Consider the following 25,744-nt stretch of genomic DNA (forward strand, 5'->3'; position numbering starts at 1 on the left):
ATTATTGATTTAATGAGTTCTGCTGGTCCAGGAATAAAAGAATCACTTTTTCCATTGCTTCGATTTGCTGCAAAAAAGCTTCTACAAATTCACGAAACACTCCTTCTCCTCCGTTTTTTGTTAAAACCCAGTCCACTCTTGATTTAACATAATCCGGTGCGTTGGCAGGGCAAGCACTCAGGCCTGCCTTTTCAAGCAATTTTATGTCATTTAAATCGTCGCCGATATAAGCCACCTCACTCCAATCCAACCCATATTTTTCCAACAGTTTTTCTGCCACCACGACTTTATCTTTAACCCCCTGGAAACAATCCTGTATTTTTAGCTTTTTTGCCCGGCGGGTGACGATTTGAGTTTCCTCACCGGTAATAATGGCCACTTTTATTTCAAGCAACTTCAAAAACAGTACGCCGGCACTGTCGGAAGTATTAAATTTCTTCCACTCATTATCCCCCTGATCGTAATACATTCCTCCATCGGTCCATACTCCGTCAATATCTGTAATAAACAGTTTAATATTATTCAAAATCGGCAGCATTTAGAGTAACATCGGCATTAATATTTCGCAGGGCTTTTTTACCAACAATCAGCCCCCTGTCTCTCCATCCAATTCCGGTGCCCGGAGATTTAAGGCATATCATTTCGGCTGTTAAAATTGTTCCTGCTTTTATTTCAGTCCTGCTCGTGAGGCTTCGGGCTAATTTATGCTTTGCCGCAATGGTCGCAGGATTAACCGCTTTTACTCCATCTCCCAAGGCAATTTCACAGGCCCGGATGTAATCCACCAGCTTAAACAATCCGGCACGTTCCAGGGAACCCGGTTGGTCGGTTCCTTTCATCGTCCGATCCAGGGTGATATGTTTTTCTATCACTACTGCGCCTAACACCGACGCGGCGGTCGAAACCACAATTCCGGAAGTATGGTCTGAAAACCCGGTAATGAGCCCATATTTTTCCCTCAGGGTATCCATGACCTTTAAATTAACATTTTCCAGGGCACAAGGATATTGTGAGGTACATTGTAAAATAATAAGCTGGTCTTTTTGCATGTTTAAGGCAGCCAATGCATCATCAATATCGGAAAAATCAGCCATTCCCGTAGAAAGGATAACCGGTTTTCCCGTTTTTCCCAAGGCCTCCAGCAGCGGAATATTGGTCAAATCTCTTGAGGCTACTTTATAAAAAGGGCAATTAATCCGTTCCAACAATTCGACTGAGGGCACGTCACAGGGTGTACAAAAATAGGTAATCCCTCTGGCCAGGGCATATTCCTTCAATTCAAGGTGCTGAGCTTCATCCAATTCTAAAAATATCCTGTGTTCACCATAAGTCGCCCCAAAAGAATTTGGATTTTCATAAGGCTTATCAAAGGCCTCTTTTGTCAATTCTGAGGCAATATCTCTTTTTTGAAATTTCACAGCGTTGGCCCCGCAATCAACAGCCATGTCAATTAATTTTTTTGCCAACCGGACATCCCCATTATGATTTTGGCCTATCTCTGCAATGATATAAGTTGGATATCCCTCCCCCACGGGAATGCCATCCAATTTAACCACTATTTTTTCCGGCTGTTCCAATTTATGATTGACTCCGTCCAGGTAACTGTAAATTTCTGAAAGAGAAGCCTTTTTGTTATTGTAATCCAAAGTTTCCAACATTTTCTCAAAGGCATAGAGTTGATCGTTGGTATCAATGGTAAGCAAGGCATCCAAATCAGGACGTAACCCCTCGAAATCATTCGGCAGTTCCAATACGTTGAAAAGATCGGTTTTTTTTCTAAAGAAAGGAGTTACATGTTCCCGGTCAAAACTATCCCGGGTCAGAAGGTTGGCTTCCCTTATCGACCCAACATTAAAAAATTCAGGCACGATATGAGATAACCCATGAATATGAGTATAATCCGCCTTGTTTTTAACATGGGCTTCAAAAGCTTTTTGAGATATCTCCGTGTTGTACAGTGGGTTATCTGCTGTAAAGCGAACAATGAGATCGCTTTCTGAACAATCCAGGCTCGCCTCCACAAATCGGTTTAACACATCAAGGGCATCTCCCCTGAAAATCCCGACCCCCAGTTCTTTGGCCGCCGCTTCGATGGGATCATCCGCAAAGGAAGTGGTTGTAGCCACTATGATCCGGTCAATAAAAGTCAATGCTTTTATCCCTTCCACCACCCGGTACAATAAGGGCTTATTATTCACAGACATTAAAGATTTACCCCTAAGTCGGTTGCTCAACATTCTTGCCTGGACAATTGCTACTACCTTCATTTTAAACCCCTAATTTATTCAACGAATTTCCTTTATTTCCCAAGGCATCTTTTTTGATGCATTACCTTTGAGATCAATCTTCATAATACCCATACCCATAACCGTAACCATACCCATAACCGTACCCGTAACCATATCGTCCCTTTTTATTCATTCCGTTCATTACGATACCTGGATTGGTCAGTTTCTTCTGTTGGTAAATGTCTTCAATGACTTTAAGCAACCCTTTTTTGGTTTGGCCAATTCTGACGACAAAAAGACTGATATCAACGAAACGATTCAGTAACAAGGCATCTGTGACCAATCCAACGGGGGGAGTATCTAAAAAGATGATGTCAAATTCCGTTTTTAAATAAGCGATCAGGTCATCCAGTCGATCCTGCATCAATAATTCTGCCGGGTTGGGCGGAATGGGGCCTGCGCTGATGTAATACAGGTTTTCATGCAAATCCGTTGGCATGACAATCTCCTCCTTGGTGGCAGCCCCCACCAAAAAACTGGTGAGTCCCTTTCCATGGTTTCCCTTTCCGATATAAGTAGCCAGTTTAGGTTTTCTCAAATCCATGCCTATTGCTATGGTTTTTTTTCCTGAAATGGCCATACTCATGGCGGTATTAAGCGTCACAAAAGTTTTGCCGTCTCCCCCGGAGCCTGAAGTCACCAGAATGCATTTCTTTTCCTTGTCTGCCGCCAGAAAATGTAAATTAGTCCTCAACAACCGGAACATCTCAGCAATAGCCGATCGGGAAGAACTGTCCACCACAATACTTTTGCCGCTTTTGCTGTGAGAAATTCCTCCTAAAATCGGGGTAGAGGTTTCGCCTTTAATATCCTCTTCCATCTCAATTTTATCATTGAGCAATACCCTCAAAAATACAAGCAGCGCCGGTAATCCTATTCCGAAAAGAAAACCAGCCGCATAAATTAAACTATTTCGTGGTTCGATGGGACTGGTAGGCAATCTTGCGGCATCAATCAATCGGGAATTGACGGTGGCTATGGCAAGAGAAAGGGCAGTTTCCTCTCTTTTTTCCAGCAAATAAACATAAAGGTTTTCCTTAATTCTCTGCTGACGGGTAATTTCCAGCAATTCACGCTGCTTTCGCGGAATAGTACTGAGACGCTTCCTGTTCGTATTTATTTTGCTCTCAATACTAATGCGGCTTTTGCTGATGCCTTCCTTCAATCTTGCCAATGCTTCAGAAATAATGCCTTCCAGTGAGGCTATTTCCCGCTCTATTTCCAGTAACTCCGGGTTTTCCCCCCCTGCGGATCTCAGCAGACGGCTGCGTTTCAGGATGGCCTGATTAAACTCCGAAATATGAGCGCTTACCGTCGGATCATCCACGGTAAGGTTTGCCGGTAACAATTTATACTTCCCAATGTTTGAAGAAAAGTAATCTTCAATATAATTGAGAATATTCTCTTCCACTTCTATCTGGGAAAGTTTCCCTTCCTGGTCATTCAGGTCTTCAATATAATCCACTACTTCACCCATCTCCGGGGTAATCACATTATTATCCCTGCGATAATCCTCCACATTCCGCTCCACAATTTCCAGCTCATCACGGATTAATAATAACCGATCCTCAATAAATTTCAAGGTATTGGCAGCCACTTCATTTTTATCTTCCAGGGCCGCTTCATTATAGACCTTTACCAAAGTATTCACCACATCTTTGGCTCTTTCAGGGACAGCATCCTTTAGGGTAATGCTCAGTACACTGCTCCATTCCTGTGCTTCAGAAATTTTTATCAACCCGGAGTAACTTGCGGCAACATCCTCCCTTTTCCTGAAATTAATCTTGATCGGTACATTAAATTTTTGCTCCGCAATCCGCTTAAAAATAAGAGTATCTTTCTCTATAATAACAGGAATTCCGTAGGCATAAACAGTGCTGCTGTCCCCAAGGATCAACTCAAACTTTTTATCATCAATATCCTTGATCACCAAAGACCCCTTTACTTTTGGCCTTCCCTTACGAATGACTTCAACCGGCATCTTAGAATAGGCTTCAGAATCTTTAACCCTACCCTGGTGGATATAATTAATTTCAAGGCCCAGCTCATCCACGACTTCCTCCATAAGCGTCCTTGATTTGAGGATATGGATTTCATTTAGTACATTTTTGGTTCCCTGGGCAATACCAAGGCCTTGAAACAATGATTCCTGGGACATCCCGGAAGCACCACTTTCGTCTTTTATCAAAATCGTCGCCTTGGCCAGGTAAACAGGTTTTGCATAACGGAGGTATATCCAGGCCCCTGCGATCCCTAAAACCAACCCAATCAAATACCAATACCAATAGAGAAGAATATACCTGAAGAAGAAACCTCTCAGGTCTATCGGGCGTTCTTCTTCAACAAAAAAATCAGACTGTCCGGGCATTTTTTTTACCATTTATTTTCAAATGATTGTTTTAAATTATCTGGTCACTGAAACAATTAGGGTTGCCAGGGTAACGACCACCGTTGCCCAGGGCAATATTTTTGAGGCTTGTGTATTAATCGTTGCCGCCTTTTCTTTAATCGGTTCCACATAAACCACGTCATTTTGCTGTAAATAAAAATAGGGAGAATTAAACACTTCCGTGGCATGCAAATCAAGTCTCCCGTAATAACGCTGTCCTTCTTTTTCCCTGATTACCAAAATATTGCTACGATTGGCATAAGGCGTTAAATCACCCACCTGGCTCAATACTTCCAATATCGTGACTTGTTCTTCCTGCAGCACTATAGTGCCAGGGTTTTTGACTTCCCCCAACAGACTAATTTTAAAATTCAATACCCTGACATTAACACTGGGATCCTTCAAATAGGGTTTTAGGCGATTAATCAAGGTATCCCGAATCGCTTTGGTGGTCAACCCTTCCACATTAATAACTCCCAATACAGGAAAATTTATTTCCCCGTTATTGTTCACCAGGTAACCACCTGAATTACTATTACTATTTTGATACCCGCTGCTCTTTAATTCAGCACTTACATTAAAAGGGGCTGCCGCCTGGGTATCCCAGCTTTGAACATTGATTTGCAAAATATCATCTGTCTGCACAATCAATTCCGGTACCTGGAAATTTTCTCCACTTCTATTTTCAAATGCTGTTCCTTCATTAAAATTCACCAGGTGTTCGTACGGGACACAAGACGATAGTCCTGTAAGTGTGATAAATACCAAAAAAACATATAAAATTTTCATGCCTTTTATTTTTCTAAAGAATCATTGAATAGACCTTTGTACCATTTTAAACTGTTTTCCAGGCCATCCTCTACCTTAACTAATGGCTGATAACCTAACAGTTGAATGGCCTTACTTACATCAGCCAAACTATGTGGAATATCCCCTGCCCGCTCCGGTCCGTAAAGCGCATCCAGCGGGCAGCCGATAATTTCACGAATATAACCCCAAAGTTCATTCAGTGTCGTACGTTCTCCACAAGCAATATTGTAAACCTGGTTGAGCGCTTTTTCCTCTTTGGTAAACAGAGAAAGCACATTAGCCTGCACAGCATTATCGACGTAGGTATAATCGCGGGAAAAACTACCGTCACCATTGATGGTGGGTGGTTTCCCGGTAATGGCCGCCTTCATAAACAAAGGAATCACCGCTGCATAGGATCCGTTAGGGTCCTGTTTGGGGCCAAAGATATTAAAATATCTAAGGCCGATATACCTGAATGAATAGAGCCTGGCGAAAACATCGGCATATTGCTCATTGACCACTTTGGTAATGGCATAAGGAGATAAGGGCTTCCCAATATTTTCTTCGACCTTGGGCAAGGCTGGACTATCGCCATAAGTGGAGGAAGAAGCGGCAAATACTACTCGTTCTATTCCTTGTTCCTTGGCCGCTGTAAAAATATTCAGCGTCCCCGTTATATTAACCGCATTGGTGGTCAAAGGGTCTTCCACTGAGCGGGGAACAGAACCTAAAGCTGCCTGGTGTGAAATTTTGTCCATCCCTTCACAAACCTTTAAACAAGCTTCGTAATCCCTGATATCCCCTTTCACAAACTCAAAATCATTACGATCCATATAAGGATGCAGGTTGGCTAAATTCCCCGTCGACAAATTGTCGAAGACCCGAACAAGGCCTACTCTATCGTCTTTCAATAAAGCTTCCACCAGGTTGGATCCAATAAAACCGGCCCCTCCGGTAATCAGTATTTTTTGCACTAATCAATATTTATATTCATAAACAGCTCAGGAAATTACTTCTCAAAAGGGTGCTTGCTCAAAGGCCGTTTCGCCAACGGATGGTAATCTCCCTTTATCCCAATCGGTTTGCTATTCCGGATGGCATGTACAATTTCAATGGCCTTCCTGGCCTCCCCTATTCTAAATCCGTTGCCGGACAATACCGCTTCGTAACTTCGGGTATGCAAATCCGTAAACCCTTCACTAAATTCAATATCTTCCCCATCCATGGTTATGGATCGATAAGTCCTGGCGCCTGTTGCTTTTATCTTTTCCGGAATAACATCGTAATTGATACTCAAAAACCAACGGACTCTTGCCTTTTCAAACTCGAGGTAACCCGCTGCTCTGTCATGGGTATGAAGGTGCACCGTATTTTGCTTCACTTCCCCAAAAACCCATTGCAACATATCATAAAAATGAACCCCTATATTGGTGGCAATCCCTCCTGATTTTTTCTCATCGCCCTTCCAACTGGTATAGTACCAATGCCCCCTGGAAGTCAGGTAGGTCAGGTCAAGATCAAACATTTTATCGGCGGGACTTTCTTCCACTCTCCGCTTCAGGTCAATAATCCCCGGATGCAATCTTAACTGGAGGATGTTGTAAATATTTTTTCCGGTCTCTTGCTCAATTTCTTCGAGGGGGTCGATGTTCCAGGGATTGAGCACAATGGGTTTTTCACAAATGACATCTGCTCCGTGTCGCAATCCAAAACGGATGTGAGCATCGTGCAAATAATTCGGGGAACAAACTCCCACGTAGTCTACCTGTGCTCCTACCCGCTTGAGTTTTTCCAGGTGGCGGTCAAAACGTTCAAACTCCGTAAAAAAATCGGCATTGGGGAAATAGCTGTCTATAACACCTACAGAATCAAAGGGATCGAATGCCGCCAACAGGTGGTTGTCTGTATCCCTGATGGCCTTCATGTGCCTTGGAGCAACATAACCGGCGGCCCCTATTAATGCAAAATTTTTCATGCTCAATTTTCCTTTTCTATGGTTGGGGGTCTATTTACCTGACAAAATAATTCTGCCGCATGGCTTCGCCGTCGATAAGTCGCAAATGGACTTAATCCCCGAATTGTAAAAACCCGAAAAAAACCGATCAATAATATATCCCGTTATAACCGGGCGCCAATATTTATCTTTTTCAAAAGCTTTTGGTCAATTTGCCATTCCAGTCCCATCCCCAGACTGTTTAATTCAACCAAAAAACGTTGTTTCCCTTCTTCTTTAATGAGCTTCCCCCTGATCCCCGTCAAATTTCCACCTATTATTTCCACCAAATCTCCGGGTTTGAAGCCCAGCGTTTCGATCCTGACTTCAATGCCTTCCCCCACCACTCTTTTTACCAGATCAATCTCATTCTGTGGAATGGAGACCAAATTTCCGGAAAACCTGACAAACTTAACCACATCAGGAGTCTGCAGTACCTTGATGTAATCTTTATAGGTAATGTTGACAAAAAGGTAACCGTTAAAAAGAGGCAATTCAACCTTTTTCGCTTTTCTTGTATAATGACGGGTAAGGTGTAATAAGGGTAAGTAATTGACGATCCCCTGCTTATCTAAGCGGGATTTGATCACTTTTTCTCTTTTATAAGGGGTACAAATGGCAAACCACCGAGCTTCATGCTCATCCAAATGATTTTCAAATATCTCACTTTTTGTTGCCATTTCAAAAATATTTTTGATTGTAACCGGAACAGTTATATCGAGATGTAGTTATTCTTTTAAAATACAATTTAAAGCCTCCAATAAGTAAGCGACTCGCCCAAAGACTTGTCATAAATACTTTTTATATCCATGAGTATCGGATCTTCATTCATCAATTGCCGGAAATAATTCCCGTCCAGGTGCTGGTAATCTTTATGATTCACAGCCACTATTACGGCATCGTAATTTTTTCCTGGCACGGCAGACAGTTCAAAACCATATTCCTTACTGACCTCTTCTCCAGAGGCATGAGGATCTACAATATCCACCTTTATGGAAAAATCCCTGAGCTCTTTGATTAGGTTTGCCACTTTGGAGTTGCGAATATCTGAAACATTTTCCTTAAAAGTAATGCCCTTCACCAAGACCTTACAATTACTTGGGTTTTTCCCTTTATGAATTAACATCTGGGTCAGGCGTTTGGCCAGGAAGGCAGGCATTTCATCATTCAGCTTTCTTCCACTGGTGATGATTTGGGGGGTGTAGCCAATTTGATTTGCCTTATATAACAAATAATACGGATCAACCCCGATACAGTGTCCCCCGACCAAACCGGGGGTAAAGTTAAGAAAGTTCCATTTTGTTCCGGCGGCCTCCAGCACTTCTTTGGTATCAATATTCATTTTATCAAAAATAACCGACAACTCATTCATGAAAGCTATGTTAATATCTCTTTGAGTATTTTCAATGACTTTGGCGGCTTCCGCGACCTTTATAGATCCGGCCTTGTAAATTCCTGCGGTGATCACCTCCCCGTAAACCTGAGCAATGACTTCTGCTGATTCGACGTCACTTCCCGAAACGATCTTGAGAATCTTTTCCACCGTATGCTCCTTGTCCCCGGGATTGATCCGCTCAGGAGAATACCCAACCTTAAAATCAATGCCTTCTTTTAAGCCTGAATACTTTTCCAGGATGGGCACACATTCTTCTTCGGTACAGCCGGGGTAAACGGTTGACTCGTAGACGACATAATCCCCTGTTTTCAAGGCTTTTCCAACGGTTTCTGAAGCCTTGAAAACAGCGGATAGGTTGGGAATATTATGCTTGTCCACCGGTGTGGGAACGGCAATAACATGAAATTGTGCCTGCTTTAATATCAGCGGGTCGGCTGAATAATGAATATCCTTATTGAGAAAAGCACTTTTGTCCAATTCATTCGAAGGATCAATGCCAGTTTTCATCAACTCCACCCGGTCTTCATTGACATCAAAGCCAATGACGCTGAATTTTTTGGCAAACTCCAGGGCAAGAGGAAGTCCTACATATCCCAGGCCGATAACGGAAATCCGGCTTTGCTTTCTTTTTAGTTTATCTAACATGATGTTATATTTTCTCCACTTTATTACCGCTCAATTTATATTGCTCTCGGCTTTCGGGACAAACAGCCTCCCCATTTCTGTCAAAAGTCAACCGATGACCATGTTCGCTCATCCAGCCGGTTTGCCGGGCCGGGTTACCGACAACAAGGGCGTAGGCCGGGATCGATTTAGTGACCACAGCGCCGGCGCCAATAAAAGCATACTGTTCAATGTCTACTCCGCAAACAATGGTTGCATTAGCCCCTACGGTAACGCCCTTTCCCAGCTTTGTTTTCTGATAATTTCCTTTCCTGTTTACAGCACTTCGGGGATTGATCACGTTGGTAAAAACCATAGATGGACCCAAAAAAACATCGTCACCACAAACCACCCCCGAGTATATGGAAACATTATTCTGTACCTTAACATTGTTGCCCAATTCCACGTCCGAAGCCACAAAAACATTTTGGCCAAAATTACATTGCTTGCCAATCCTGGCTCCGGCCATAATATGGCAAAAATGCCAGATTTTGGTGTCCTCTCCAATTACCGCTCCATCGTCCACGATCGAGGAAGGGTGACAATAGTAATTTTTTTCAGTCATTCCGGATTTTTTTTCCTTAGGCTCAATTGAAAAAAGACAACACCGCTTTGATTATATAATTTTGTATTTCTTCTGTCATTTCAGTATGGATAGGCAACGATAAAACTTCTTTACACAATTGATCCGTGACTTCCAAAAACTCTACTCCTCCTGAAAATTCCCCTCGGTATGCTTCCTGAGCATACAAGGGTACCGGATAATAAATCATACTCGGCACCCCATGTGCGCTGAGATATTCCTGCAACACCTCTCTTTTTCCATTTTTAACCAACAGCGTATATTGGTGAAAAACATGGCTTGAGTTGGGTTGTCTCACCGGAATTTGGAGTCCGTCAACATCCGCAAAGGCTTTATCGTAATAGGCTGCAGCGCTTTGTCTGGCCCGGGCATACTCATCCAAATGGCTCAATTTTATATCAAGGATAGCCGCCTGGATAGTATCGAGGCGTGAGTTGACCCCAATTTCGTCATGATAATATCTTCTGACCTGCCCATGATTGGCGATCATTCTGCATTTTTTAGCCAATCCTTCATCATTGGTATAAAGTGCTCCTCCATCCCCAAAGGCACCTAAATTTTTGGAAGGGTAAAACGAAGTACATCCAATATGACCTATAGTCCCTGTTTTGGACCGGGTTCCATTACTAAAGGTATAATCCGCTCCGATCGCCTGGGCATTGTCTTCCACCACATACAAATGGTGTCGGTTGGCCACTTCCATGATGGGCTCCATATCGCAACTTTGTCCAAAGAGATGAACAGGAACAATGGCTTTTGTTTTGGGAGTGATGGCTTTTTCAATGATTTCAGCGGTCACATTGAAGGTTCCAGGATCCACGTCTACCATAACCGGGATCAGTCGAAGCAACGCAATAACTTCCGCCGTAGCCACATAGGTAAAGGCCGGAACGATTACTTCGTCACCCGGTTCGAGCCCCAGCGACATCAAGGCAATCTGAAGCGCATCAGTTCCATTGGCACAGGGGATAACATATTTTGCGCCCAGGTATTCTTCCAAATGCTGCTGAAAAGCATTAACAGCGGGTCCGTTAATAAAAGCCCCGGATTCAATTACATCAAGTACCGCCTGATCAACGGCTGATTTTATTTTTTGATATTGGCCTTTAACATCGACCATCTGAATATTTTCCATAAGTAGAATTATTTTCTTATGCTTTAAATAGTTTATAGTTTTTCAACCCGGGCAGATCACTAACGGCCAGGTTCCTTATTAAATTTTACAAGGGCCTTTTCCGCAATCGTTTTCCCTATTGATAATGAGGCCGTTGCGGCAGGAGACGGGGCATTGCATAAATGGATGGCTCCGGGCACTTCAAAAATACGGAAATCATCGATCAGGTTGCCTTCCTTATCGCAAGCCATGGCCCTAACGCCGGCATTTCCTCTTTCCAGGTCATCGTAACCAACTTCCGGAATCAAATGTTGCAACGCTTTCACAAAGGCCCGCTTTGAGAAAGAGCGGTAGAGTTCTCCCAAGCCAAATTTCCAGTTTTCGGAAACAATTTTATGAAATCCCCTGAAAGACAGTACCTCCCACAGCTCTTTAAAATCAATATCCCAACGGCTATAGCCCTCCCGTTTAAAAGCAAGGACAGCACTGGGGCCTGCTTCAATCCCTCCTTCAATCATTCGCGTATAATGGACCCCCAGGAAAGGAAAAGCCGGATTTGGAACGGGGTAGATCAAATTATTGACGAGGTGTTCTTTTTCTTTTTTCAGGTCGTAATATTCTCCGCGAAACGGAATGATCTGCAACCCGGTATCCATACCACTCATGGCCGCCAGTTTATCAGAATAAAGACCGGCACAACTGATCACCAGGGTAGCGCGAAACGATCCGTTACTGGTTTCCACTACCTGCTCTTCAGCTGAATGACGAATGCTCCGGACTTTTACCCCGAAATGGGCCTGTCCACCATTTTGCTGGAAAAGTTCGAGGTATTTTTCCGATACTTTTTTATAATTGACTATTCCGGCCTGTGGCACCCAAACGGCTTCAAGGGCATTGACGTGGGGTTCAATTTCCCTGGCCTCCTCCGCTGTAATTTTTCGGATTCCTTTAAGATCATTCTGAGTGCCACGTTCCAGGATTTTATCCAAAAAAGGTCGCTCCTCTTCATTTGTGGCTACAATGATTTTGCCGCAAATTTCATAATCAATTCCATGTGTTTCACAAAAGGATAACAACATATCGTAACCACGTCGGCAATTAACGGCCTTTTCACTTCCGGGAAGGTAATAAATACCAGAATGGATAACACCACTATTATGCCCGGTTTGGTGGGCTGACGGGCCGCTTTCTTTTTCCAGGATGCCGATACGGAGATCAGGACTTTGCCTGTTTATTTGGTAAGCTGTGGATAATCCAACAATACCGGCACCGATTACCAGAATATCATAACTTTTGTCCATTCTCTCAAATTCAATTATGGCTCAAAGGTACGTTATTATCTTGTTAAGGTTAAAAAAAAGATAGGTTATTTAATAGGGAATACGGGTACGAAAAACCTGCCCTACCACTGAATTTTTGAACAGATCTCAATTAATTGAAAACATTTAATGCCCGTTAATATTGCCGGCCTTTATCATCAAACAATTTCAAGGAAATTCCTGGATAATCTGCCATAAATTGATCTGCTGCACCTGTAAGGTCATCCCAGTCTCCCTCGTAATCAAAAACAAACTGTTTAAGAAAAGTACTTTCGGCAATGTCTGTAATTTCAATGCCTTCCTCGGTAGAATTAATGGTAAAATAGCCATAAAATCCTTTCGCCAGGTCAGAGGCGGTGCCCATTGAATTAAGCTGTTCCATTAGGGACATGGCATGCTGTTCGAGATCCGCTTCATTATAGGTAAGGTATCCCCAAACAGTATGTTCAGGGACTCTGAATATTTCCTTATGCAACAAAATGACCCCTTCCTGAGTTTCCAGGTTCAAAAGAAAACGATGGTCTTCCACCACAAGGCTGCCTTCATTTTTCACTGCATCCCGAAGATTAAAATTAAAAAGATAAAAACCGCTCTGAAGTGGCCCGGCTACGACATCTGCCAAAGAGGGTGCTATTCCCGGAATACAATCTTCAGGATCCACCACATTATTGACGGAAACAGTCAATCTGTTCCCGGTTCGGGTAAAATCAAAGTCAATGGTGCCATTGAGACACTCGCCGTTCTCGATAGTTCTGATATTGAAGTGGGTAAATCGTTGGGTAGGACTCAGCGATTCGGAAAGATCAAGATAGAATTCTTTTTTTATGTTGGAAATGATGATAGGATCACCAAGTTTATCCTCTTTACAAGATGGTAAAAAAAGCAGCAAACAAATTGCTCCGACAGCAAATGTCAACGTTCTGAAAATAGGCATACGCTCTAATATTTTTTCCCAAAGTTACAATAGCTGAAGCGTTATCGATCTAAGTTATTTCAATTTATGGTAAAAAATTTACCAAATCTCCTTTCATCGAAAATCCGCATGCTCTGATGTTATATAAGTCTCATCAAAAAAACGCTCCTATTGCCAAAACGCTGCCACCCCCATTCGATTTATAGGATAATTATTGCCCACAATATTAATTTTCTACTCGAATGAATTTCAGTAAAAAGTCTTTTTTATATTTCATAAAAAAAAGAAAATGGAATAACAACCAAGCCCAAAAGCAAAATTGATAAAATCTTGGCTGGCAATAGGCGGGAAATCATAAGCAAAGCATATCTTTGCGGTCTATGAAAATGAAAAATATACGGAATTTTTGCGTTATCGCACATATTGACCACGGGAAGAGTACGTTGTCTGACCGCCTATTGGAATTTACCCACACCATTTCCGAAAGGAATATGAAGCATCAGGCATTGGATGATATGGATTTGGAGCGGGAACGCGGCATTACCATTAAAAGCCATGCCATCCAGTTATATTATCCCCACACAGATGGTGAGATCTATACCTTCAACCTGATAGACACGCCGGGTCACGTTGATTTTTCTTATGAAGTGTCCAGATCTATTGCAGCGTGCGAGGGAGCATTACTGCTGGTAGACGCTTCGCAAGGTATCCAGGCACAAACCATTTCAAATCTTTACCTGGCCATTGAGCATGACCTGGAGATCATACCCATTCTTAATAAGGTAGATATGGACAGTGCCATGATCGACGAGGTTTCCGAACAAATTATCGATCTCATTGGCTGTGATCTTGAAGATATCATTCATGCAAGCGGTAAAACGGGGTTAGGCGTTCAAAATATCATGACCGCCATTGTCGAAAGGATACCCGCACCCGAGGGAGACCCAAGCGCCCCTTTCCAGGCATTGGTGTTTGACTCCATGTTTAATTCTTACCGCGGGGTAGTTGCCTATTTCCGGGTGATGAATGGCACCATCAAAAAAGGAGAAAAAATCCGGTTTGTCAATACTGGAAACGAATATGAATCCGATGAGATCGGCATATTGCAGATGACGCAGATTCCTAAGAAAGAACTCTCTGTCGGCAATGTAGGCTATGTCATTACAGGGATAAAAAATTCAAAAGAGATCAAGGTTGGGGATACCATTACCACGGTAGATAATCCATGTCCGGATGCCATTCATGGTTTTGAAGATGTAAAACCTATGGTCTTTGCCGGCATCTTTCCCATCGAAAATGAAGATTTTGAAGATCTGCGGGAAAGCCTGGAAAAATTGCAGTTAAACGATGCTTCCCTGGTCTTTGAACCGGAAACTTCCACTGCTTTAGGCTTTGGCTTCCGTTGCGGATTCCTGGGCATGTTACACCTCGAGATCGTACAGGAAAGGTTGTCCAGGGAATTTGACCAGGAGGTGATCACCACCATTCCCAACGTTTCTTATGTGGCCTATAACAGGCGAGGAGAGAAACTTACCATCCACACACCGGTGGATCTTCCCAATCCAACTATTCTGGATTATGTTGAAGAGCCTTATATTTCAGCTCAAATCATCACAAAACCTGAATTCATTGGTTCCATTATGACCCTGTGCATGGAAAAACGAGGGACCTTGCTGTCTCAACACTACCTCACAGAAGACAGGGTTGAGTTATCCTTTGATTTGCCTTTGGCAGAGATCGTTTTTGATTTTTACGACAGGCTCAAATCCATTTCGAGGGGATATGCCTCTTTTGATTATCAGCCGAGTGAATACAAACGGTCGGATCTCGTAAAGCTCGACATCATGCTCAACGGAGAACCGGTGGATGCCCTTTCGGCCCTGGTACATAAGGATAAAGCAGCAGCCTTTGGCAGACAAATATGTAAAAAACTGAGGGAATTATTGCCCCGCCAGCAGTTTGTCATTGCCATCCAGGCGGCCATAGGAGCCAAGATTATTGCCCGGGAAACGATTTCCGCCATGAGAAAGGACGTAACGGCAAAATGTTATGGAGGAGATATCTCCCGTAAGCGAAAATTATTGGAAAAACAGAAAAAAGGCAAGAAAAAAATGCGTCAGATCGGAAAGGTCCAGGTGCCGCAAAGAGCCTTCCTCGATGTTTTAAAATTAGATTAACGCGTTCCTAATGTAAAAACATAAATTGTCGTTCATAAGCCTATTTATAACTTTTACTTTATAATATTCTTTTTACCTTTGCACATGAAAATATGCCTTCCACTTTTGAAGACCACTAAACTAACTACCCTATTTTCTATTACATCATCATCTTATTCAAACCCCTTTGTTAACCAATCAAAGGTATTTTCCCTACAAGGTTAATTAAATTAACCTTGTAGTTCATTAATATTAAAATCAATCCATTAATAACAAAAATCTGATAGTATGAGATTTAAAAACATTACATTAATCGCCTTATTTAGTTTCCTCTTTGCTGCAGGAATGTCAGCCCAAACCTTCTTCTCTGAAGATTTTGGAAGTGGAATTCCAGCGGACTGGATGAACATCGAAGTAGAAGGAAACGGACAACCTTCATCCGTTTGGTTATATACCACAGAAGGACCTACAGGACCTACCGCTGTTGATGCGCTTGTATCAACAACAGCTGCCAACGGTTGGGCTATCTTTGATTCTGACCTCAACAATAACCTGGGTTCTCCTCAAAATGCCTGGTTAATCTCTCCAGAAATCGATGCCACGGACAAGGCAAATGTATGGCTGCTTTTTGAAACTTACTACGTTAGTTTTGATGACAAGCCCCAGGTTCGTGTAGGAACTGATCTCAACGACCTGGAAAGCTGGGCAACCATTGAAGTTTTTCCTGGAATCGGAGCAACAGATGATAATGGTTCCAATCCTGAAACCAAAAAAATTAACCTAACGGAATTTGCTGCGGGCCAGACCTTCCGTTTTGCGTTCCAGTTTCTCTCTGATGCAACAACCAACAATGGTGGTGGCACCCAGGGATGGGCTTATGCATGGCAAATAGATGATATATCGCTTACTGACCAAAATCCATTGGCTGCCATTGATCTTGCTATAGCCAATGACTTTTACTCCATTTCCCCTAGTGCCGTAACGCCAGGAAGCCAGGTGATCCCATTTGGCTTTATCAACGATGCAGTAAACAATGGCTCCGGTACGGTAAATGCTGCTACCATGGAGATTAGCATCGCTAATAGTGGGGGTACTGTTTTTACAGATTCACACCCTTATGGCACGCTTGCACCCGGTGAATTTTTTATTGATTATATTTTTGATAATCAATTTACGCCTTCATCTGATGCAGACGATTACACAGGGACTTATACCCTTACCCCAACCGACGGAGCCGACGGATTGCCTTCAGACAATACCATTAGCTTCAATTTTTCGGTTAGTGATACCCTTTTCAGTAAAGATTTAGGGGCTACGAGAAGTGTGGCTCCTAGCGCCGATAATAACTATGCTTATTCAAATGTGTACTATGTGCCTGAAGGAGATGGAATGTTTGCCCGTTACGTATCCTTTGGAGTTTCTGACTCACAGGGAGCCCTTGCCGGAAATTCATGTAACATCTTCCTCTACGAATGGGAAGGGGACACCAATGAAGACGGTAACATCAACACAGCAGAAATGACCGGTGGCGGAGCGATCGCTTTCAATAGTTATGAATTCGATGGTACAGAACACCTTCAAGTCCTTACTTTGCCTATCGATATTGATGCACAAGCAATTCCTTTAAATAGTGGCAAATATTATGTAATAGCCATCCAATACATCGCACAGGCGGATGAGAACATGTTCCTTTTAGCTTCGGAAGAATTCAATTACTTTGGAATGAATTATCTTACCGACTCTTTGAATGTTCTTGACAACAACGTAGCGGTACAATATGCCTCTGCTTTGGACGTAGGAAATTCAGGTGAATATTTCATCCTTGGTTTTGGCTGGGATATCGTTCCTTTGGTACGTATGAGTATTGGTAACAATGCTGATATGAATGGCCCTGCTATCACAGGCATTCAGGAAACTATCCTGGCCGACGGATCTTTGAGTGTTTTCCCTAATCCTGTGGACAAAGTGGCTAACGTTGAGTTTAACCTCAATGAAATGTCGGAAAATGTCACCCTGGAAATGTTTGACCTGAATGGCAAACTCGTCAGTAAGACAAAATACCAGAATGTACAGTCCGAAACGGTTAACGTAAATGTAGCCAACTTACCAGTAGGTAACTACAAACTCCGTGCTCGTACCGATGCCGGAATCAAAACCGTAAACGTTTCTATTCAGCGTTAATATTGGTTGAATAACGAACTGTTTTAAATTAAAAAAAATGGCGATCAAAATATTTTGATCGCCATTTTTTTTATCGGTCACTTACCTTTTGTAATCCTGTCTTGTTTCAGGATTCCAAATCGGCCAAAGCCGCCTGAATATTTTTAATCTTGGACATTCCGTCGGCCAGTTTTTTGCGTTCGAGGGCTACTACATTCTCCGGGGCCCTGCCAACAAAACTTTCGTTTGAAAGTTTTTTCTCAACCGTTTGGACAAACCCCTGGAAATATTCCAACTCCTTAGTCAGCCGTTCGAATTCTTCCTCTTTATTGATCTCCTGATTGAGTTCTACAAAGAATTTATGGGTTTTTACCAGGAAAGAAACACTGTTGTCTATTGTTTCTTCTGTCATATCCAGACTTTCCAAAACTGCCATTTTCATGACCATAGACTTCATGCCATCTGAATCAAGCAATTCAGATAATTCCTTTGAAGCCTGTCCATGTACCTTGAGCAATTCCTTCTGTTTAATGCCGTTATTATTGCGTACATCCCTTACCCCGGAAACAATGTCTTTGGCCAATTCAATTTCATCAATAAAGTGATCATCGAACATTCCTGCCTCCGGCCATTTGCTAACGATACAATCGTCCCCTTCCACACGATCCCTAAGCTGGTGCCATATTTCTTCGGTAACGAAAGGCATAAAAGGATGCAATAAAATCATCATTTTTTCAAATAAAGCGATGGATCTTTCAAGCGTTGCGCGGTCAATAGGCGCCTGGTATTCGGGTTTAACCATTTCGAGGTACCAGGAACAAAAATCGAACCAAATGAATTTGTAAAGATCCATTATGCTGTCCGACAAGCGGTACTCCTTCATTTGCTGATCCAACTGCCCGATGATACGATTCATCTTCTGCTCCAGCCAGTCTCCGGCCAGTTTGTTGATCTCGGCAGTAGTGGCATCAACAGGTTCATCCACCACCTCCCAGCTATTTATGAGTCGAAGGGCGTTCCACATTTTATTGCAAAAATTCCTCCCTTGCTCGCAAAGCTTGCTTTCATTGAGTACGATTCCCGTTTTAGGATCTATAGGGGCATCGAAGATAATATCATTGCCGGCTGCTGCACTGGAAAGCATTCCAAATCGCACTCCATCAGCACCGTAATTTTCGATAAGCGACAAGGCATCAGGAGAATTGCCCAGGGATTTACTCATCTTTCGACGCTTGGAATCCCTCACCATACCGGTGAAATACACATCATGGAAAGGCTGTTTTCCTTTCTTATCGGTAATTTCTTTTCCCAAAAGTTCTTCGGACCATTCATAACCCGCCATGATCATCCTGGCCACCCAGAAAAACATAATGTCCCATCCAGTCACCAAAGTATTGGTCGGATAATAATAAGCCAGGTCATTTTTCTCCTCAAAGCCGTCAAAAACGGTTAGCGGCCACAACCATGAAGAAAACCAGGTATCCACTACATCTTCATCCTGGTGCAAATCATTGATAGTCAGATTTTTATTCCCTGTTTCCTTTTGGGCCATTTCAAGCGCTTCCTCTGCGGATTCGGCCACGAAAGTTTTATCATCGATATACCAGGCAGGGATCTGCTGGCCCCACCATAACTGGCGGGAAATACACCAATCCTTAACATTTTCCTCCTTCAACCAACTGTTGTACATGTTCCACATGCTCTTTGGATAAAAAGTGACCTCATCGCTTTTCACTGCTTCGAGGGCGGTAGCGGCGAATGCTTCCATGGTGAGGAACCACTGCATCGTGAGCCGGGGTTCAACGATGGCATTGGTGCGTTCGGAGCGGCCCACTTTATTCTTGTAATCCTCTATCTTTACCAGGTGTCCGGCTTCGTCCAGGTCTCTGGTGATCATTTTTCTCGCCTTAAAACGATCTTCTCCCACGTATAGTTGGGCGGCTTCATTGAGTGTACCATCTTCATTCAGGGTATCTATTACCTCGAGATTATGGCGTTGCCCGATCTCATAATCATTCATATCATGAGCCGGGGTAATTTTTAAACAGCCCGTCCCGAATTCCATGTCAACGTAGCGGTCCGCAATAATGGGAATAGGCCTTCCAATCAAAGGAACGAGCACCTTTTTTCCATGCAAATGCATAAAACGCTCGTCTTTGGGATTAACCGCAATAGCGGTATCGCCTAAAATGGTTTCGGGACGTACGGTTGCGATGGTAACATACTCATCCTCAGAGCCTTCAATCTTGTAACGCAGGTAATACAGTTTGGAATTTTCTTCTGAATGGATTACTTCCTCATTTGACAATACGGTTTTGGCAGAAGGATCCCAGTTGGTCATGCGCAGTCCGCGGTAAATTTTTCCTTTTTTATAAAGATCCACAAAAACCCGGATGACGGCATCAGACAATTTGGGTTCCATGGTAAAACGAGTGCGTTTCCAGTCGCAGGAAGCTCCCAGTTTCTGAAGCTGATCGAGGATAATTCCTCCGTATTTGTCTTTCCATTCAAAGGCATACTTCAGGAAGTCTTCCCTGGACAATTCCGATTTTTTTATGCCTTGTTCGCGCAACATTTTCACCACCTTCGCCTCCGTGGCAATGGAAGCATGATCCGTTCCGGGCACCCAACAGGCATTATATCCCATCAGCCGGGCGCGACGGATCAAAATATCCTGAATCGTATTATTGAGCATATGCCCCATATGAAGGACACCGGTAACGTTGGGCGGCGGGATTACAATACTGAAAGGCTCTCTTTCGTCTGGTTCTGAATGGAAATAATCTTTTTCCATCCAATGATCATACCATTTTTTTTCCGTCTCTGAAGGCGTATATCTCGTGGATAGTGACATGTATAGATTTTTGTTGAAATTCTTTATTTGAAATTCACTGTTGATTTATTTTGAAAGTTTACAGCTCAGTACATTGTTAAAGCAACAGCAAATAACAGTTTTTCGTTCCTCAATCCGACAAAAATGCCGGATATGAATTAAATGCTCATTTCAGCAGCATAATATTTCGCTGAAAATGCCGCAAAGATAGGATTTTATTTAGAGTTGTGAGCGGATAAATAGAGTATTTTTATGATTACAAATAATCGATTATCTCCTTCCCTATAGTTAATTTTTCTACGTTTTGAAGCGTTTGAGCCAGGGCCTCCATTTTCGGAACTTCGTAGTGGAAAAAAAACTTCATGGTATGTAATTTTCCCTGGTAAAACGGGCTATTCTCCTTCACCTCGATTGTTTTTTGGGCGACTATTCCCATTTTCAGCCATTGCCATGCCACGACAAGAGTTCCGGCAAATTCCATAAAAACGGTGGCATCTGCAAGAAAACGCTCCATATCTCCCGTTTTGGCAAAGGCGGCCAAATGCCTGAAAACCTGGTCAGTCAACCTGAGCTTTTCGCCGAGCAATTTTGCATAAGGCTTTGTCGCCTCAAAAGTTATGGCATCATTAATGGTCTTTTCAATTTCCATCACCAGAAGATCCACCGCCCTTCCATTTTTCATGGTCATTTTGCGCCCAAGCAAATCAAGAGATTGAATGCCTGTGGTGCCCTCGTAAAGCGACATTATCCGTATATCACGGTAGTATTGCTGCAAAGGAAAATCAATACAAAAACCATACCCCCCCAAAACCTGCAAACCATTATTGATAGCCCTCTGCCCGGCTTCAGCTGGATAAGTTTTGGCAATAGGGGTCAATAATTCAAGTAACATATGATAATCGCCATTCTTCCCGTCGGTAGCATGAGCATGCAAATCTGCCAGGCGGGAACATTCAAACAATAAACTCATCGAGCCTTCAGTAATGGCTTTTTGCAGGAGCAACATTCGTTTTATATCCGGATGATTGATAATCAATGTCTGCCCGTCTTGGGTTCTATCCCCAGTCAAAAGTGTGCCCTGGGAACGTTCTTTGGCATATTGTAATGAAGCATAATAAGCAGCCGTTGCGGTAGAGGCGGCAGTCGCCCCGACATCAATTCTTGCGGCGTTCATCATCTGGAACATATATTTCAATCCCTGGTGGGGCTCCCCTACCAGCCAGCCCCGGCAATTTTCATTTTCGCCAAAAACCAAATGGGTGGTGGCGTACCCCCGTTGACCCATTTTTTGGAAATCCCCGGCGGTAATCACATCATTGGGTTCAAGCCCACCCTCCGAATTCGTACGGAATTTTGGAACGACAAACAGGGAAATTCCCTTTGTTCCTTCAGGGGCTCCTTCAATCCTGGCCAAGGTAAGGTGGATGAAATTTTCAGCAAACTGGTGGTCACCGCCTGAAATGAAGATTTTCTGCCCCCTGATATGATAATATCCAGCGTCTGTAGGCTGTGCAGCAGTGGTCAGGAAGGAAAGAGAGCTTCCCGCCTGGGGTTCAGTGAGCGCCATGGTTCCCATCCAGGTACCGTTTACCATTTTGGGAACGTAAGTTCTTTTTAACTCCTCATCGCCGAAAGTAATGATGAGATTAGCCGATCCTGTGGTAAGATTTAAATAACCGGTGGCACTGTTATTTGCAGATTCCAGGATATGGTTTCCCGCCAGGAAAATGGATTCCGGTATTTGCATCCCGTCAAATTCATAGTCAAATCCAGGACCCAGCCAACCCAAATCAGCCGCTTTGGCTATGATGTTCTTTAGTTGAGGGTGGGCAAGTACTTTTCCATTTTCAAACCGAACCGGTTTTTCATCCATTGCCGTAAAAAACGGATAGAGTTCTGCATCCGCGAAATCCTTCATTGACTGCAGAAACATTTCGATAGATTCCCGGTCGTAATCCTGAAATCGCTCCAGCTCAAATAATGCTTCCACGTTATGGACATCGAACATCCAAAACCGCAGATTCTCCATACTCATATACTGATTGTCCATAGTTGATTATTGTGTTGTGTTATGGTAGATTGAATGAATACCTGTCGTACTACCGGATACTGTAAATACCTTCAAATGCCTGTTGTGCCGGTCCGATCAGCCATACATCAAAAAAGCCGTTATCTTTTGCCTTAAAGCGAACCTTCAGTTGTCCTCCTTTGGCCGTTATGGCCGTTTCAAAATCGCCCGTCATGCCTGAATGAATATAATGAGCAATGGAAGAAGCCACAATACCTGTACCGCAAGACAAGGTTTCATCCTCTACCCCTCTTTCATAGGTGGCGACCCTGATACTATTCTCAGCCACTTCGACAAAATTTACGTTCGTTCCTACTTTTTTAAAACGATCCGAATAGCGCACTTTTCTCCCCTCATCAAAAACCGGAAATCCTTCCAGTTGATCCACAAACCGAACGAAATGAGGCGAACCTGTATTGAGAAAATAATCCCCCTCCCCTTCTTCAATCCCGGAAACGTCTCCCATTTTCAGTTCTACCTGGTCACCGGAGACTTTTGCTTCATGAGCACCATCCACTGCCAGAAAAGAAGCTTCATGACCAATAACACCGAGCGCATGAGCAAAAGATACGATACAGCGGCCTCCATTTCCACACATGGATCCTTCAAAACCATCTGCATTGTAGTACTTCATCACAAAGTCAAATGAATCATGTTGCTGCAATAATATCAGTCCGTCTGCCCCGATTCCGAAACGACGGTCACACATGGCACTGATTAACTGGTGGTTTTGTGCATCAAAGGAAGCACTTCTGTCGTCAATCATGATAAAATCGTTGCCGGCTCCCTGGTATTTATGAAAATGTATTTTGGTACTCATCATAATAGATATTCGTTGGATTAATCAGTTTTCAAGCTATCCACCCTTTCTTGTTGATCCTGTTTTTCCTCCACCATTCCAAAAGGTTTGTCCAGGACAATATGCCTGAAAAGAGCCAGCGCAATAAGAAGGAGAATAAAAATCCCCCCGTAGAGGTTAAATTTTTTTCCGAATAAAGGCTCTGGTTTTGGCGGAGTTCCGGCCGGTTGTTTTTCTTCCATATTACAGAATATAAAATTGCAATTGAATGTTTCAAAGAGTCAAGGGGTTCAAAGGGTTCAAGGGGATAAACTGTGTCGCAAAAAGGATTAAGTATTGATTTTTAATGACAATCCGACCGTTTTAACAAAGATGCCACCATGCTCTCCATTTTAACTTTAAATCTTGGATCATAAAAGTAGAGCTTTATTAACGGATATGCAAAAATAAAAAGGTTTGCAATTTAGGGATATTATTCGTTTATTAAGGTGATTTTGAATTCTACGCCTTTAGGGGACCAAGGCGGACCACTCAATTGATGGTATTGTATTGTGAATTAAATTATAAATGTTATGAAATCAAATGTAAGAACTCTTCTTATTGCCCTACTGATATTTTTTACCCACCGTAGTTTTAGTCAGAATTGCGATAGTCCAATGGCACAGGTTGATCTAGCGGCAAACAATGTTCGGGCACGGCTCAATCAAGGTGGTAGTTTGTGGTGGGATGGCAGTGATGGTCGGTATATTTTTCCTGCCAACTCCAACCCTACCAATGAAGTTTCAGCCCTTTTTGCCGGTGGTTTCTGGATGGCTGGTTTTGATGATGGTGGCAATTTAAAAATGGCTGCAAGTACTTACGGTCTGGGATCAGGTGCGGGAGCTTACTGGGCCGGACCATTAAATATGAACGGAGATACTGATGCCAGCACTTGTGCCAATTGGGATCGTTTTTTCAAAGTCAACCAACTGGATATCAACGCACATAGAGCTGACTGGCAGGATAATGGTGTGATCGACAATACCATTCCTGTTTCCATTTTGGGCTGGCCAGGAAAAGGAAATCCGCATTTCATTGGCATTCATGGATTTGACCTGCCTGATGCCTCACTCGCTCCATTTTTTGACAATGATGGCAATGGTCAATACAATCCTTACGAAGGAGATTATCCAATGACCAGGGAGGCGGATGAAGCTATATGGTGGATTTTCAATTATTCCTCCTCCCTTGAACTTGCGGGGAGCCTTCCACTTAACGTTGAAGTGCGCGTAATGGCCTACGCTTATGCCAGCGATAACGATGCGATTAACAATACCACATTTTACGATGTTCAAATCGTCAATAGAGCGATCACCTCTCTTGACTCCACCTATTTTTCCCTTTGGGTGGATCCTGATCTTGGTTGTTACACAGATGATTTTGTCGGATGTATTCCTGACGAAAAAATGGCTATTATTTATAATGAAGATGCCGTGGACGGGAGCATTGGTTGCAATTGTGACCAGGGTATCAGTACCTACTGTGAAAACATACCCATGATGGCCATTAAGTTAATAAAAGGATTTAGTGATCAAAACGGTGATGATTTAGGACTTTCCTCGTTCATTATTTACGGTTATGGCTTACCCCCAAATCAATCGGTTCCGAACAATGCATCCGAGTATTACAACCTCATGACAGCCCATTGGCTCGACGGATCATCCATGCTGGACCCACAGGGTAACCCCACAAACTTTCAGTACCCGGGATCACCTGCCGACGAGAATGCCTGGAGCATGTGTTCTGCTAATTTGCCGCAAGGCGATCACCGGATGTTGATGAATTTCGGGCCTTTTCGATTAAATCCGGGCGAATCCAACTCCATGACTTTTGCCGTCATTGGGGTAGAAGATGTGGAATATCCGTGTCCTGCAACGGATCAAATAAGTGGGGCGGCCTCAGAAGTATGTGATTTTTATAACATACTAAATAAACAAAACGAAATATACCTTCCGGAAAACGCCGTGACCTTCAGCCCCAACCCAATGACTGATCAATCAGTACTGAGTCTTAAATCAAGTAAATTAACTATTAACGAGTTGGCGCTTTACACTTCGGAGGGCAGGCTTTTATTACATCAGCAAAATTTACATACAAAATCGTATAATATTGAAGGGACCAGTCTGCCTTCAGGAATATATCTCTACAAAATCATTTGCGAGGATGGGCGGATAGCCGTTGGCAAGTTTGTTGTTCAATAAGATGATCGGCCACTCTTCAATTATCATTTTACCAAAAG

19 protein-coding genes are annotated in these 25,744 nt (G+C 43.0%); 3 read left to right on the plus strand and 16 right to left on the minus strand.

Features of this window, described 5'->3' with window-relative positions; translation table 11 throughout:
- Window position 1: 1 nt before the first annotated feature.
- The 12 genes from H6571_03080 to H6571_03135 all read right to left on the minus strand — a co-directional run bounded on the left by H6571_03080 (window position 2) and on the right by H6571_03135 (window position 13,471).
- Window positions 2-538, minus strand: coding sequence for an HAD-IIIA family hydrolase (locus tag H6571_03080; GenBank protein MCB9322701.1), 537 nt, complete (start codon window positions 536-538; stop codon window positions 2-4).
- Window positions 519-2,267, minus strand: coding sequence for an N-acetylneuraminate synthase family protein (locus H6571_03085; protein ID MCB9322702.1), 1,749 nt, complete (start codon window positions 2,265-2,267; stop codon window positions 519-521). The genes H6571_03080 and H6571_03085 overlap by 20 nt, the downstream gene beginning before the upstream one ends.
- A gap of 73 nt (window positions 2,268-2,340) precedes the next feature.
- Window positions 2,341-4,668, minus strand: coding sequence for a polysaccharide biosynthesis tyrosine autokinase (locus tag H6571_03090; GenBank protein MCB9322703.1), 2,328 nt, complete (start codon window positions 4,666-4,668; stop codon window positions 2,341-2,343).
- Between the two features lie 24 nt (window positions 4,669-4,692).
- Complete coding sequence (locus tag H6571_03095) at window positions 4,693-5,466, minus strand: polysaccharide biosynthesis/export family protein (protein ID MCB9322704.1); 774 nt, start codon at window positions 5,464-5,466, stop codon at window positions 4,693-4,695.
- 5 nt (window positions 5,467-5,471) lie between these two features.
- Window positions 5,472-6,443 (minus strand): SDR family oxidoreductase, encoded by a 972-nt coding sequence (locus H6571_03100; GenBank protein ID MCB9322705.1) that lies wholly within the window; start codon window positions 6,441-6,443, stop codon window positions 5,472-5,474.
- A gap of 35 nt (window positions 6,444-6,478) precedes the next feature.
- Entirely contained in the window at window positions 6,479-7,444 is a 966-nt protein-coding gene (locus H6571_03105) for a Gfo/Idh/MocA family oxidoreductase (protein ID MCB9322706.1), read from the minus strand.
- A 143-nt stretch (window positions 7,445-7,587) separates the two neighbouring features.
- Window positions 7,588-8,142: a UpxY family transcription antiterminator gene (locus H6571_03110; GenBank protein ID MCB9322707.1), complete on the minus strand. Its 555-nt coding sequence runs from the start codon at window positions 8,140-8,142 to the stop codon at window positions 7,588-7,590.
- Between the two features lie 68 nt (window positions 8,143-8,210).
- Window positions 8,211-9,503, minus strand: coding sequence for a nucleotide sugar dehydrogenase (locus tag H6571_03115; GenBank protein MCB9322708.1), 1,293 nt, complete (start codon window positions 9,501-9,503; stop codon window positions 8,211-8,213).
- Window positions 9,504-9,507: 4 nt separating this feature from the next.
- The gene (locus tag H6571_03120) at window positions 9,508-10,086 is read right to left on the minus strand and encodes an N-acetyltransferase (protein MCB9322709.1); all 579 of its coding nucleotides are present in this window, start codon (window positions 10,084-10,086) and stop codon (window positions 9,508-9,510) included.
- 22 nt (window positions 10,087-10,108) lie between these two features.
- Window positions 10,109-11,239: a DegT/DnrJ/EryC1/StrS family aminotransferase gene (locus H6571_03125; protein ID MCB9322710.1), complete on the minus strand. Its 1,131-nt coding sequence runs from the start codon at window positions 11,237-11,239 to the stop codon at window positions 10,109-10,111.
- Between the two features lie 59 nt (window positions 11,240-11,298).
- Window positions 11,299-12,519 carry an L-2-hydroxyglutarate oxidase gene (gene lhgO / locus H6571_03130; GenBank protein MCB9322711.1) on the minus strand — a complete coding sequence of 407 codons (1,221 nt, stop codon included), beginning with the start codon at window positions 12,517-12,519 and terminating at the stop codon, window positions 11,299-11,301.
- A 154-nt stretch (window positions 12,520-12,673) separates the two neighbouring features.
- Window positions 12,674-13,471 (minus strand): hypothetical protein, encoded by a 798-nt coding sequence (locus tag H6571_03135; GenBank protein ID MCB9322712.1) that lies wholly within the window; start codon window positions 13,469-13,471, stop codon window positions 12,674-12,676.
- Window positions 13,472-13,836: 365 nt separating this feature from the next.
- Between H6571_03135 and lepA the strand changes: the two genes are divergently transcribed.
- Together lepA and H6571_03145 are read left to right on the plus strand one after the other, a co-directional pair.
- Complete coding sequence (gene lepA / locus H6571_03140) at window positions 13,837-15,627, plus strand: elongation factor 4 (protein MCB9322713.1); 1,791 nt, start codon at window positions 13,837-13,839, stop codon at window positions 15,625-15,627.
- A 267-nt stretch (window positions 15,628-15,894) separates the two neighbouring features.
- The gene (locus H6571_03145) at window positions 15,895-17,787 is read left to right on the plus strand and encodes a T9SS type A sorting domain-containing protein (protein MCB9322714.1); all 1,893 of its coding nucleotides are present in this window, start codon (window positions 15,895-15,897) and stop codon (window positions 17,785-17,787) included.
- Window positions 17,788-17,893: 106 nt separating this feature from the next.
- On the opposite strand, the gene H6571_03150 is transcribed toward H6571_03145, so the two are convergent.
- From H6571_03150 to H6571_03165, 4 genes are all read right to left on the minus strand, one after another.
- Window positions 17,894-20,620: a valine--tRNA ligase gene (locus tag H6571_03150; GenBank protein ID MCB9322715.1), complete on the minus strand. Its 2,727-nt coding sequence runs from the start codon at window positions 20,618-20,620 to the stop codon at window positions 17,894-17,896.
- A gap of 235 nt (window positions 20,621-20,855) precedes the next feature.
- Window positions 20,856-22,649: an acyl-CoA dehydrogenase gene (locus H6571_03155; protein ID MCB9322716.1), complete on the minus strand. Its 1,794-nt coding sequence runs from the start codon at window positions 22,647-22,649 to the stop codon at window positions 20,856-20,858.
- A 49-nt stretch (window positions 22,650-22,698) separates the two neighbouring features.
- Entirely contained in the window at window positions 22,699-23,487 is a 789-nt protein-coding gene (locus H6571_03160; protein MCB9322717.1) for a diaminopimelate epimerase, read from the minus strand.
- 20 nt (window positions 23,488-23,507) lie between these two features.
- The gene (locus H6571_03165) at window positions 23,508-23,708 is read right to left on the minus strand and encodes a hypothetical protein (protein ID MCB9322718.1); all 201 of its coding nucleotides are present in this window, start codon (window positions 23,706-23,708) and stop codon (window positions 23,508-23,510) included.
- A 330-nt stretch (window positions 23,709-24,038) separates the two neighbouring features.
- On the opposite strand from H6571_03165, the gene H6571_03170 reads away from it, so the two are divergent.
- On the plus strand, window positions 24,039-25,706 hold the full coding sequence (locus H6571_03170; protein ID MCB9322719.1) for a T9SS type A sorting domain-containing protein: 1,668 nt from the start codon (window positions 24,039-24,041) through the stop codon (window positions 25,704-25,706).
- The last annotated feature ends 38 nt before the right edge of the window (window positions 25,707-25,744 follow it).

This window comes from Lewinellaceae bacterium (assembly GCA_020636105.1).
Classification (GTDB): Bacteria; Bacteroidota; Bacteroidia; order Chitinophagales; family Saprospiraceae; genus BCD1.

Bases quoted from the DNA above. Each gene is read 5' to 3' on its own strand.
- H6571_03155 (MCB9322716.1), bottom strand. From the start codon at position 22,649: ATGGACAATCAGTATATGAGTATGGAGAATCTGCGGTTTTGGATGTTC.
- H6571_03165 (MCB9322718.1), bottom strand. From the start codon at position 23,708: ATGGAAGAAAAACAACCGGCCGGAACTCCGCCAAAACCAGAGCCTTTA.
- H6571_03085 (MCB9322702.1), bottom strand. From the start codon at position 2,267: ATGAAGGTAGTAGCAATTGTCCAGGCAAGAATGTTGAGCAACCGACTT.
- H6571_03150 (MCB9322715.1), bottom strand. From the start codon at position 20,620: ATGTCACTATCCACGAGATATACGCCTTCAGAGACGGAAAAAAAATGG.
- H6571_03135 (MCB9322712.1), bottom strand. From the start codon at position 13,471: ATGCCTATTTTCAGAACGTTGACATTTGCTGTCGGAGCAATTTGTTTG.
- H6571_03080 (MCB9322701.1), bottom strand. From the start codon at position 538: ATGCTGCCGATTTTGAATAATATTAAACTGTTTATTACAGATATTGAC.
- H6571_03105 (MCB9322706.1), bottom strand. From the start codon at position 7,444: ATGAAAAATTTTGCATTAATAGGGGCCGCCGGTTATGTTGCTCCAAGG.
- H6571_03120 (MCB9322709.1), bottom strand. From the start codon at position 10,086: ATGACTGAAAAAAATTACTATTGTCACCCTTCCTCGATCGTGGACGAT.
- H6571_03170 (MCB9322719.1), top strand. From the start codon at position 24,039: ATGAAATCAAATGTAAGAACTCTTCTTATTGCCCTACTGATATTTTTT.
- H6571_03160 (MCB9322717.1), bottom strand. From the start codon at position 23,487: ATGAGTACCAAAATACATTTTCATAAATACCAGGGAGCCGGCAACGAT.
- H6571_03095 (MCB9322704.1), bottom strand. From the start codon at position 5,466: ATGAAAATTTTATATGTTTTTTTGGTATTTATCACACTTACAGGACTA.
- H6571_03090 (MCB9322703.1), bottom strand. From the start codon at position 4,668: ATGGTAAAAAAAATGCCCGGACAGTCTGATTTTTTTGTTGAAGAAGAA.
- H6571_03145 (MCB9322714.1), top strand. From the start codon at position 15,895: ATGAGATTTAAAAACATTACATTAATCGCCTTATTTAGTTTCCTCTTT.
- lepA (MCB9322713.1), top strand. From the start codon at position 13,837: ATGAAAAATATACGGAATTTTTGCGTTATCGCACATATTGACCACGGG.
- H6571_03110 (MCB9322707.1), bottom strand. From the start codon at position 8,142: ATGGCAACAAAAAGTGAGATATTTGAAAATCATTTGGATGAGCATGAA.
- lhgO (MCB9322711.1), bottom strand. From the start codon at position 12,519: ATGGACAAAAGTTATGATATTCTGGTAATCGGTGCCGGTATTGTTGGA.
- H6571_03115 (MCB9322708.1), bottom strand. From the start codon at position 9,503: ATGTTAGATAAACTAAAAAGAAAGCAAAGCCGGATTTCCGTTATCGGC.
- H6571_03125 (MCB9322710.1), bottom strand. From the start codon at position 11,239: ATGGAAAATATTCAGATGGTCGATGTTAAAGGCCAATATCAAAAAATA.